The sequence below is a fragment of the Neisseria sp. HMSC03D10 genome, from assembly GCF_001807625.1.
Lineage (GTDB): Bacteria > Pseudomonadota > Gammaproteobacteria > Burkholderiales > Neisseriaceae > Neisseria > Neisseria mucosa.
Window position 1 is genome coordinate 1 of sequence record NZ_KV789601.1, and the last position, 9,654, is coordinate 9,654.

Sequence of the window (9,654 nt, forward strand, 5' to 3'; positions counted from 1 at the left end):
ACCAGTACGGCGTTGCCTCGCCTTGCTGTACTGGTTTAAAGTTAATCCACTATATTATCGCCCCCGCTCATCGCGAACGGGACAAATCAACAAATCTCCACTTCCAAATCCAAGCGTTGTGCCGTTGCCTGTACTGCTTCGATATCATCCAGCCAAAAAATCGCAAACAGGTAACCATCATCACCGGTCGGTACGTCACACAACACCAAACCATCCCTCTCCAATGCCGCTTGTACATAAGGAAACAGTTCTTCACTATAAGTCTCTTCGGGATACTCCCATTCCCATTCTTCCCAACCTAATAGATTCCGGACAATCGCTTCCATCTCTTCCGGTTCAAATTTCCAATCTGAATACCATGTTGCGCCATATCTGCGTAAGACGCAGAAGATATCCGCCCACTCTTCCCCGTACCCCAAGTCCTCCATTGACTCTTCATTTTCATCTACATGGATATAAAAATTCTTAACCTGCTCCAGCTCCGCACCGGAACCATCGTCATTCTCCCCGGAAGGCCAACCCCTCTTCCGTAACGTAGCCCAAAGGCTTTCTTGAATCTGATAAACCCATTCGCCCCGCTGCAAAACAGCCAAATCTTCTTCCGTCACTTCCAACCATTTAAACAACGCCCACAAATCTGCTTTTTGTTCAGGCGTAGCAGGATAGAAAATTGCTTCGTTCATGTCGTGTTCCTAATATCAAAATACAAAAACAGGTCGTCTGAAAACGGTTAAACATTTTCAGACGACCTTTACTTCAATCAAACTTGAATCAATGCCTAAAATGGCGAACGCCCGTTACCACCATCGCAATATCGTGTTCGTCCGCCGCATCAAAAACTTCCTGATCGCGCATCGAACCTGCGGGGTGGATGATGGCTTTGATGCCTTGTTCGGCGATGACGTCCACGCCGTCGCGGAAGGGGAAGAAGGCATCGGATGCGGCGCATGCGCCGTTTAAGTCCAGGCCTGCGTCCTGCGCTTTGCGGGCGGCGATGCGGGTGCTGTCCACGCGGCTCATTTGGCCTGCGCCGATGCCGTAGGTTTGACCGCCTTTGCCGAAGACGATGGCGTTGGATTTAACGTATTTGGCAACGTTCCAGACGAATAGCAAATCGTTCCATTCCTGCTCGGTCGGTTGGCGTTTGGAGACGACTTTCAAATCGGCACGGTTGAGGCGGTGGATGTCGGGCGTTTGTACCAATAGTCCGCCGCCGACGCGTTTGAGTTCGAATCGGTTCGCACCTGCCTCAAGTGGCACTTCCAACACGCGCACGTTTTTCTTGGCGGCGGCGATTTCGAGGGCTTCAGCGGTGAACTTTGGCGCCATGAGGACTTCCATAAATTGGTTATCGGTAATCTGTTTCACGGTTTCGCTGTCCACTTCGCGGTTGAAGGCGATGATGCCGCCGAACGCGCTGGTGGTGTCGGTGGCGTAGGCGAGTTTGTAGGCGGTCAAGGTATCGGCTGCAACGGCGACGCCGCACGGATTGGCGTGTTTCACAATCACGCAGGCGGGCGCGTCGAAGGATTTGACGGCTTCCCAAGCGGCATCGGCATCGGCGATGTTGTTGTACGACAATTCTTTGCCTTGGAGCTGTTTGTAGGCGGCGAGGCTGCCTGCAGCAGGATACACATCGCGGTAGAACGCGGCGCGTTGGTGCGGGTTTTCGCCGTAGCGCATGTCTTGCACTTTAATCCAGCTTTGGTTGAACTGGCTTGGGAACTCGCCGATTTCGGGCGTGCCGCTCAAGACGTCGTCTGAAAGCGAGGTTAAATAGTTGGAAATCATGCCGTCGTATTGGGCGGTGTGGCTGAACGCTTTGCGCGACAGGTTGAAACGGGTTTTGTCGCTCAACGCGCCGCCATTGGCTTCCATTTCGGCGGCGATGGCGGGGAAGTCGGTGGTGTCGGTAACGATGGCGACGTGTTTCCAGTTTTTCGCGGCGGAGCGCACCATGGTCGGGCCGCCGATGTCGATGTTTTCAATCGCGTCTTCCAACGTGCAGTTTGGTTTGGCGATGGTGGCGGCGAAGGGGTAAAGGTTGACGCAAACGAGGTCGATGTTGCCGATGCCGTGCTCTTCCATCTTGGCGACGTGTTCGCCCAAATCGCGCCGCCCCAAAATACCGCCGTGGATTTTCGGATGCAGCGTTTTCACGCGGCCGTCGAGCATTTCGGGGAAACCGGTATAGTCGGCGACTTCAATCACGGGAACGCCCGCATCGGCAAGCAGCTTCGCCGTGCCGCCGGTAGAGAGGATTTCGACACCGAGTTTGTGCAGGGTTTGGGCAAATTCGACTGCGCCTGTCTTGTCGGACAGGCTGATAAGGGCGCGTTTGATGGAAGGCATGGGGATTCCTTTTAAACAGAGATTTATAACTGGAAACAAACACTTTCAGGGGCGGTATTATCCCCTAGTTTCGGCTTTTTAGCAGCAGTTTTCTGGAAAAATTGTTGACAATTTTTCGATAAAAAAGGTCGTCTGAAAACCGTGTTCATAAGTTTTCAGACGACTTTCGCATATCCAACTACTTAACATTTTTAAATAGTTTCAAAATTTCATACAGTTAAATCTTGCATACATTAACAAACAGCCATAGAATGCAAAATCGGTCGGATTGCATAATCTACCCTACAAAGTCCAAATTCCGAGTTACCCAGGAGTAATCAAATATGTACAGAAAATTCCTCTGCATTTTCGCAACCGCGGCCTTGGCAGCCGGCTGTGCGACCGAGTCTTCCAAAACCATCGAAGCCGTCAAAGTCAGCAGCTACAATACCCCTTATCACGGTGCGCACGCGCCTATTTCCATCGGTAGCTTCGACAACCGCTCCACTTACCAGCGCGGCGTATTTTCCGACGGTGAAGACCGTTTGGGCAGTCAGGCGAAAACCATTTTACTGACCCACCTGCAACAGACTAACCGTTTCAACGTACTCAACCGTACACAATTGAGCGCGCTGAAGCAGGAAGCAGGCATCGGCGGCAAAACACAAGCCCTTAAAGGTGCGGATTATGTGATTACCGGCGATGTAACCGAGTTTGGCCGCAAGGATGTCGGCGACCATCAGCTTTTCGGGATTTTAGGACGCGGCAAATCCCAAGTCGCCTATGCCAAAGTAGCGTTGAACGTCGTGGATGTACGCACTTCCGAAGTGGTTTATTCAGCGCAGGGCGCAGGGGAATTTTCATTGTCCAACCGCGAAGTCGTCGGCTTTGGCGGCACTGCGGGCTACGATGCGACGCTGAACGGCAAAGTATTGGACCTGGCCATCCGCGAAGCAGTCAATAATTTGGTTGCCGGCATCGAAAGCGGTGCTTGGACGCCTGCCCGCTGAAAGGTCGTCTGAAATGGACAAACTCATCAAAACAGGCTGCCTGGGCGCATTCTGCCTGCTGCTTGCCGCATGCGGCAACCCTCAGCAGACCCTTTATTATTGGGGAAACAACAATGCCGATGTTTACGAACGCCTCAAAAGCGACGGCAAACCCCTAGGCGAACAAATCGACGCAATGGAAAAATATTTCCAGAAAACCCGGAGCGAAAATAAAAAAGAAGCACCCGGCACACACGCCCATTTGGGAATGCTGTTGAGCGAAGCGGGGCAGGATCAGTCGGCAGCGGAACACTTCGAAACCGAAAAACGCCTGTTCCCCGAATCTTCCGCCTTCATGGACTTCCTGTTGAAAAATAAAGGAGCCCGAAAATGAGCAGCCTGAAAACCGCCCTTTTTGCCTCTGCAACCGCCGTCATACTGTCAGCCTGTTCCGCTACCGCGCCGCAGCCTTTCGACTATTCCGCATTCAGGGAAAGCAAACCCCGCTCCATTTTGGTATTGCCCCCCTTAAACGAATCGCCGGAAGTTAAGGCAAGTGCGGGGATGCTCGCTTCTTCCACGCAACCGTTGGCGGAATCAGGCTATTACGTGTTCCCGGTTGCCGCAGTGGCCGAAACCTTCAAGCAAAACGGTCTGGACAATGCGCACGACATCCATCAAGTCAGCCTTGAAAAACTCAATCGGATTTTCGGCGCGGATGCCGTACTCTATATAAAAATCAACCAATACGGCACCAGCTACCAACTCATCCAAAGCGATACCCGGGTTACGGCGGAAGCCAAACTGGTTGACGCGAAAACCGGAAAAGAGTTGTGGCACGGTTCTGCAACGGCTTCCAGCACCGAGAACAACAATACTGCCGGACAAGGCCTGCTCGGCGCAATGTTGAGCGCAATCGTCCAACAGATTGCAAGCTCCGTCGGTGACAAAGGATTCGATATTGCCCAAGTTGCAGGCACGCGCCTGCTTTCGGCGTCCGCGACGAACGGCATCATGTACGGCCCTTATTCGCCCCACTATGAAGCCCAGCCGGGTAAATAATCCCCAAAGCAAAGGTCGTCTGAAAACAAGTTTTCAGACGACCTTTTTTTCTGCTGCGACATTCTCAATTCCGATCCCGCCATCGTTTACAGCCGATTCACCTTGCTCTCGATATGGCACCCCGCCAGCTACCGCCATTTATAGTGGATTAACTTTAAACCAGTACGGCGTTGCCTCGCCTTGGCCGTACTGTCTGTACTGTCTGCGGCTTCGTCGCCTTGTCCTGATTTAAAGTTAATTCCTTTTTAAACAACTACTTTTCCCCGCCCTGCTTATTCAAACCCCATTTTCCTTGCCGTTGCCACTGCGCCCGCCATCGTGATGCACAAAGGCATCAGCAGGGCGGCGGGGGCGTAGGTGAGTTCGAGGATGAAGACTATGGCGGTCAGGGGCATTTTGAGTGAAACGCCGAGAAAGGCCGCCGCACCGATGACGGCGGCACTTTCAGACGACATGGCGGGGAAGAAGGTGTTCCACGCGGCTGCGGCGGCGAAGGCGATGGTGCTGCCGAGCATCATGGACGGGGTAATCAGCCCGCCGTATGCGCCTGCGGCGAGTGCGAGCAGGACGACGAACCATTTGACGGCTGTCATTTCCAAGCTGTACCGCCAGTCGGTCATGCCGCCGAACGTAAGCTGGTTGCCCGCCTTGCCGTTGCCCAGTATTTCGGGAAACCAAACGGAAACGATGCCGATAAGGGCAAACAAGGCAATCGCCAAAGGAATGATTTTCGGGTCGTTGCGCTTGAGGAAGGGAAATTTTTTGGCACTGCGCTGAAACCATACCGCCGTTGCGCCCAAAACGGGGCCGATGGCGGCGGCAAACCACAGCAGCGGGATGTTCACATCGAGATGGGCGGGATGGTATTGCTGCACGTCGCCCAAGCCGATGCGGGCGACGGCGGTGGCGGTGACGGAAGTCAGCAATGCGGCGGCTACTGCCTGTTGCGTCCAAATGCCCAACATGGCTTCGAGGATGAAAAGTGTGGAGGCGAGCGGGACGTTATAGACCGCCGCCAAACCTGCACCCGACGCGCAGGCGAGCAGCAGGCGCGTGTCGTCTTCGTCCAAACCCAAACGCCTGCCGCCGACGGATGCAAACGCGGCGGTCATTTCACGCGGGGCAACTTCGCGTCCGAGCGGGGAACCGAGTCCGACGGTAATGATTTGCAGCAGCGCATGGGAAACGGTGGTGAAAAACGGCAGCCCCTGCAAGGGCTGCTTCAAGGCTGCCTTGATTTCGATTTGCGGCCTGCCGAAACGTTTGAGCGACCACCAGCCGAACCCTACCGCGACGCCGCACAAAATCAATACGAGGACGCGGCGTTCAGACGACGTTTGAACCACACCTTCCCGAAAGGAAACATGCCCGCCGCCCGTGCCGTAACCGTAAGCCGTGTGCTGGATAAAGTGCATAAGCTCCGTCAAGGCAATGCCGACCATGCCGCCGACGATGCCGGCGAGGATGAGGGCTATCCAAAGTTTGTGCGTATGTTTCATGGGGATTTTGTTTTTGAGACAGGGTTCGGCGGTTTCGTTAAAAAATCAAACGGTCTCAATTAACATTGAGCGGATAGCTTTTCGGCGCAACGTGTGTCTTGCCGTTGTAAGGAATCACATATTTCTGATTTTTATAACGTTTTTTACCATCCACCCCCTGCACCGTTGCGCTTAATGCCCAAACGCCTGAGACTGAAGGACGGCTTTTGTCCAAGGTAATTTTCGCATCGATGCTGGTATAGCGGTCTTCACAATCGCGTTTTTCCCGCCCTTTGTATACATCGCAATTGCCATAATATGCGCCATTATCTTTACCATTCACAATGAAGCTGCGGCGGATACGGTTGCTATTATCGGTAAACAGAAAGTTTTTTCCAATTGTCGTTTCGCCTTGACCCGTATAGCCTGATTCGACGGCGTAGCCCCAGTTTTGCTCGCCCATCTGAACAAACTGCCAATCCTTATTCTCCGGCACATCCCCCCATGCGCCGAGTTCATCGCTTCCATGTTGTTTGATTGTCCACTTGCCGTCTGTTTTTTCCAAAACAAACAATTCTGCCAAGCCCGAAGAGGCATGCGCGTTCTGTTTTAATTTGTACTTCATATCATAGGCAAAACCCGTGTACAACACATAGCGCGTGGCTTTACCGTTGCGCGTTACGCTATGGTCGGCAACGGGTTTCATACAATACATAATATTGTCAGATGCTGTCTCACTGTCTTTCGGCGGCTCAGTAAGCTGACAGTTGTGCGCCGCAAGCGGTCGGTTGTAATACTGGGCAATAGCTGCTTGGACGGCAGCTTTGTCGTTATTGGGCGCAGCCGATGCCAAAACGGGGCTAGCGGCAAGCAACAGGGCAATCATATATTTCATCGAAAATTTCCTGATATTTTTAAAACCACATTAAAACAAGATACTCGCGTACCTTCTCAGGTCGTCTGAAAACCCGATTCACACGTTTTCAGACGACCCCTTACGCATTCTTTCCTCTGTTCGACAGCCATCCTGCGACAAACGTCGCGGCGATGACGATGAACACGCCCAAAGCGGACACGGCGGACAAATGTTCGCCCAGAATCCATACCGCCATGATGACGCCGACGACGGGTTCGAGCGAAATCAAGAGGCCGGAGACATTGGCAGGAACTTTGTTCATGCCCTTGTTCCATAAGAGATAGGCAAGCCAACTGCATCCCACCCCCAAATACAAAACCGACAGCACGCCGCCCCACGACCAGTGGACTTCATAGCTCTGAGCCAACACCAGCGAAAACGGCAGGCACAACACCGCCGCCGCAGCCATGGAAGCAGAAGTAAATGCGGGCGCACCGATGCGGGCAATCATCTGCTGGCTCGGCCGTATCACGCCGGCGAAACCGAATCCGGCAAGCAGAATCAGCAAACAGCCGAACCAATCGACCGCGCCGCCCTCTTCCGCACCGCCCAGCACCATCATCCCGATGCCGACAAACGCCACCGCCCCGCAAATCCAGTGGTAAATCTTGGCTTTATCGTTAAAAACGAAATGACCGACAAACACTACCAGCAAGGGTTCCAGCCCGACCATGGTAATCGCGCTGGCGGCGGACGTGTATTTCAAACCGATAAACTGAAGCAGCAACACCACGACGTAGTTGATAAAGGCGATACACAACAAAGGCTTCCACTCGCGGCGCGGAATCTTGCCGAAATGGCGGTAACAGGAAGGCAGCACCATCAACGCGGCAATCAACAGCCGCGCCTCGACCATCAGCGCGGCATCAAGCATCTCGTAAGTATATTTGGCGGCGATAAACGAGCTGCCCCAAATCAATAAGGAGAGTATTTGGTAAATCATGGCTCAAGTCGTCGGATAAAAGGATGCACTGATGAAAGGCGGGACATCACGCCCCACCCTGCCCCGATTCGGTCAGCGAATCCAAAAAGGCAAAGAGTTTCGCGTTCATCTGCGTAAAATCGAAACGCTCGATTTCATCGGGATGCTGCACATAAGCCTGCGTCCTGCTTTGCGCCGCCAAGTTTTCACGCCCGTCGGCGGCAATCAAGAGGCCGACGGCGGCGCGGTCGAATTCCAAATGCGCCTGAAACGCATAATGCTTGGGAGAGAAGCGGACAATCTGGCGCGGACAACCTTTGCTCGCCGCCAATACTGCCGCCTCATCCGTCAGTCCGGGCATATCTCCGTGCCAATGTCCCGCAAGGAAAGACGCGCCCAGCAAGGCGGTATGCGGGTCGTTCAAACCTTCCTGCGTCAACTCGACCGGATACACGCCGATTTCGCGGTGCGGGCTGCGCCCATGCCGTGCGCCGTAGGCGACGGACAAAAGCTGCGCGCCCAAGCACACGCCGACAATGTACTTGTCCGCCGCCACCGCCTGACGCATCAGGCGCAGCTCGGCTTCAGGGTCGTAATACGGAAAAGCCTGCCTGTCTTCATCGGGCGACTGCGGCCCGCCCATGACAATCAGGAAATCGATACCGTCTGCGTTTTCGGGCAACGCTTCCGACTCATAAACCTTAGTCGACGCCGTACGATGCCCGCGCGACCGCGCCCAATCCCAATACGCGCCCGGCACTTCAAAATCCTCGTGCAGGATGAAATGGACGTTCAACGTTTTCCCCCGCGTACCGCCGTCATGGCGAAACTCCTGCTTCATCAGTTTTCTCCCTTTGCAACAAGACCGATATTTACAGCAAACCGTGCTGCAACAGTTTCTTACGCAGCGTATTGCGGTTCAACCCCAAAATCACCGCCGCTTTGGATTGATTGCCGCCGCATTGTTCCATCACGCACGCAAGCATCGGCTTTTCCACTTGGTGCAACACCATATCGTACACGCCGCAAGGCTCCGTACCGTTCAAGTCTTTGAAATACTGTTGCAAATTCTGTTCAACGCATTGCGCAATATCGGGGATGGGTTGTTTCATAACATATCCTCCTTCGTTGTTTTTAAAGATGACAGGTCGTCTGAAATAGGTTTCAGACGACGTTTGTTGAGTTTGAATTAAATAGATTGTTTTTTATTTCGATGAAATTGTGTTTTCAGACGACCTGATATTGCCGCCATTTCCGGATAAGAATCATCCTATTGGCCCGACGACCCAAGCTACCCGCTGATAACCTTAATCCCCAGCAACGCCAATGCCCCGCCGCAAAATCGGTCTATCCAATGGCCGAAACGCTGAAAACGTTTGCTCACGGCAGGGGCGGACAACATCAGCGCGACAAGGCCGAGCCAAACGAACAGCATCAGCGCCATCCATACGCCGTAAACCCCCATCTGCCACATCGGCGTATCCGGCGACAATACGACGGTAAACAGCGACAGCATATACACGACCGCCTTCGGGTTCAGCACATTGCACAACACCCCGCGCCATATCGTTTTCCATGTCGGTTCGTCCGCCAAATGGTCCTTACGGATTTCGACCGTCCCGCCCGCGGCTTTCGCGCGCAAACCTTTATAGCCGATATACAGCAGATACAGGCCGCCGACGATTTTGACCGCGGTCAGAAGCGGGGCGGACTGAGCCACCAGCGTGACCAAGCCGAGTACGGAATAAATAATGTGGATACCGAATCCCAACGCAATGCCCAGCGCGGTCAACATTCCGGCAGCCCGCCCCCGGCTCAACGCCTGCTGCGAAACGAGTACAAAATCAGGGCCGGGCGACATGCACGCCAAAAAATGTACGCCGGTGATAATCCAAAAGCCATGCCAAAAAGTCATACTGAAGCCTTTTGTATAGTGGATTAAATTTAAATCAGGAC

The 9,654-nt window shown here is 53.6% G+C and carries 11 protein-coding genes; 3 read left to right on the plus strand and 8 right to left on the minus strand.

Going from position 1 to position 9,654, the window contains the following annotated elements; all coding sequences use genetic code 11:
* Positions 1 to 86: 86 nt before the first annotated feature.
* Both HMPREF3066_RS10335 and purH read right to left on the minus strand, forming a co-directional pair.
* On the minus strand, positions 87 to 683 hold the full coding sequence (locus HMPREF3066_RS10335) for a DUF6630 family protein (RefSeq protein ID WP_070442766.1): 597 nt from the start codon (positions 681 to 683) through the stop codon (positions 87 to 89).
* A gap of 88 nt (positions 684 to 771) precedes the next feature.
* Positions 772 to 2,352: a bifunctional phosphoribosylaminoimidazolecarboxamide formyltransferase/IMP cyclohydrolase gene (gene purH, locus HMPREF3066_RS10340; RefSeq protein ID WP_070442770.1), complete on the minus strand. Its 1,581-nt coding sequence runs from the start codon at positions 2,350 to 2,352 to the stop codon at positions 772 to 774.
* Positions 2,353 to 2,675: 323 nt separating this feature from the next.
* Between purH and HMPREF3066_RS10345 the strand changes: the two genes are divergently transcribed.
* Genes HMPREF3066_RS10345 through HMPREF3066_RS10355 form a run of 3 tightly spaced genes read left to right on the plus strand, consistent with a single transcriptional unit; the run spans position 2,676 to position 4,382 of the window.
* On the plus strand, positions 2,676 to 3,341 hold the full coding sequence (locus HMPREF3066_RS10345) for a CsgG/HfaB family protein (RefSeq protein ID WP_070442772.1): 666 nt from the start codon (positions 2,676 to 2,678) through the stop codon (positions 3,339 to 3,341).
* A gap of 13 nt (positions 3,342 to 3,354) precedes the next feature.
* Positions 3,355 to 3,714 (plus strand): DUF4810 domain-containing protein, encoded by a 360-nt coding sequence (locus HMPREF3066_RS10350; protein ID WP_039406100.1) that lies wholly within the window; start codon positions 3,355 to 3,357, stop codon positions 3,712 to 3,714.
* 5 nt (positions 3,715 to 3,719) lie between these two features.
* Entirely contained in the window at positions 3,720 to 4,382 is a 663-nt protein-coding gene (locus HMPREF3066_RS10355) for a DUF799 domain-containing protein (protein ID WP_377083651.1), read from the plus strand.
* A gap of 272 nt (positions 4,383 to 4,654) precedes the next feature.
* Here HMPREF3066_RS10355 and HMPREF3066_RS10360 read toward each other — a convergent pair whose 3' ends face one another.
* From HMPREF3066_RS10360 to HMPREF3066_RS10385, 6 genes are all read right to left on the minus strand, one after another.
* Complete coding sequence (locus tag HMPREF3066_RS10360) at positions 4,655 to 5,881, minus strand: chloride channel protein (protein WP_070442775.1); 1,227 nt, start codon at positions 5,879 to 5,881, stop codon at positions 4,655 to 4,657.
* A 55-nt stretch (positions 5,882 to 5,936) separates the two neighbouring features.
* Positions 5,937 to 6,755 carry a hypothetical protein gene (locus tag HMPREF3066_RS10365; RefSeq protein WP_003765233.1) on the minus strand — a complete coding sequence of 273 codons (819 nt, stop codon included), beginning with the start codon at positions 6,753 to 6,755 and terminating at the stop codon, positions 5,937 to 5,939.
* 100 nt (positions 6,756 to 6,855) lie between these two features.
* Positions 6,856 to 7,719, minus strand: coding sequence for a DMT family transporter (locus HMPREF3066_RS10370; protein ID WP_070442778.1), 864 nt, complete (start codon positions 7,717 to 7,719; stop codon positions 6,856 to 6,858).
* 46 nt (positions 7,720 to 7,765) lie between these two features.
* Complete coding sequence (locus tag HMPREF3066_RS10375; protein ID WP_070442782.1) at positions 7,766 to 8,539, minus strand: glutamine amidotransferase-related protein; 774 nt, start codon at positions 8,537 to 8,539, stop codon at positions 7,766 to 7,768.
* 31 nt (positions 8,540 to 8,570) lie between these two features.
* Positions 8,571 to 8,810 (minus strand): Fis family transcriptional regulator, encoded by a 240-nt coding sequence (locus tag HMPREF3066_RS10380; protein WP_003761869.1) that lies wholly within the window; start codon positions 8,808 to 8,810, stop codon positions 8,571 to 8,573.
* Positions 8,811 to 8,989: 179 nt separating this feature from the next.
* Positions 8,990 to 9,613: a LysE family translocator gene (locus HMPREF3066_RS10385; protein ID WP_070870076.1), complete on the minus strand. Its 624-nt coding sequence runs from the start codon at positions 9,611 to 9,613 to the stop codon at positions 8,990 to 8,992.
* Positions 9,614 to 9,654: the final 41 nt, after the last annotated feature.

Coding starts and splice junctions, on each gene's coding strand:
- HMPREF3066_RS10335 (WP_070442766.1), bottom strand. CDS start 683: ATGAACGAAGCAATTTTCTATCCTGCTACGCCTGAACAAAAAGCAGAT.
- purH (WP_070442770.1), bottom strand. CDS start 2,352: ATGCCTTCCATCAAACGCGCCCTTATCAGCCTGTCCGACAAGACAGGC.
- HMPREF3066_RS10345 (WP_070442772.1), top strand. CDS start 2,676: ATGTACAGAAAATTCCTCTGCATTTTCGCAACCGCGGCCTTGGCAGCC.
- HMPREF3066_RS10350 (WP_039406100.1), top strand. CDS start 3,355: ATGGACAAACTCATCAAAACAGGCTGCCTGGGCGCATTCTGCCTGCTG.
- HMPREF3066_RS10360 (WP_070442775.1), bottom strand. CDS start 5,881: ATGAAACATACGCACAAACTTTGGATAGCCCTCATCCTCGCCGGCATC.
- HMPREF3066_RS10365 (WP_003765233.1), bottom strand. CDS start 6,755: ATGAAATATATGATTGCCCTGTTGCTTGCCGCTAGCCCCGTTTTGGCA.
- HMPREF3066_RS10370 (WP_070442778.1), bottom strand. CDS start 7,719: ATGATTTACCAAATACTCTCCTTATTGATTTGGGGCAGCTCGTTTATC.
- HMPREF3066_RS10375 (WP_070442782.1), bottom strand. CDS start 8,539: ATGAAGCAGGAGTTTCGCCATGACGGCGGTACGCGGGGGAAAACGTTG.
- HMPREF3066_RS10380 (WP_003761869.1), bottom strand. CDS start 8,810: ATGAAACAACCCATCCCCGATATTGCGCAATGCGTTGAACAGAATTTG.
- HMPREF3066_RS10385 (WP_070870076.1), bottom strand. CDS start 9,613: ATGACTTTTTGGCATGGCTTTTGGATTATCACCGGCGTACATTTTTTG.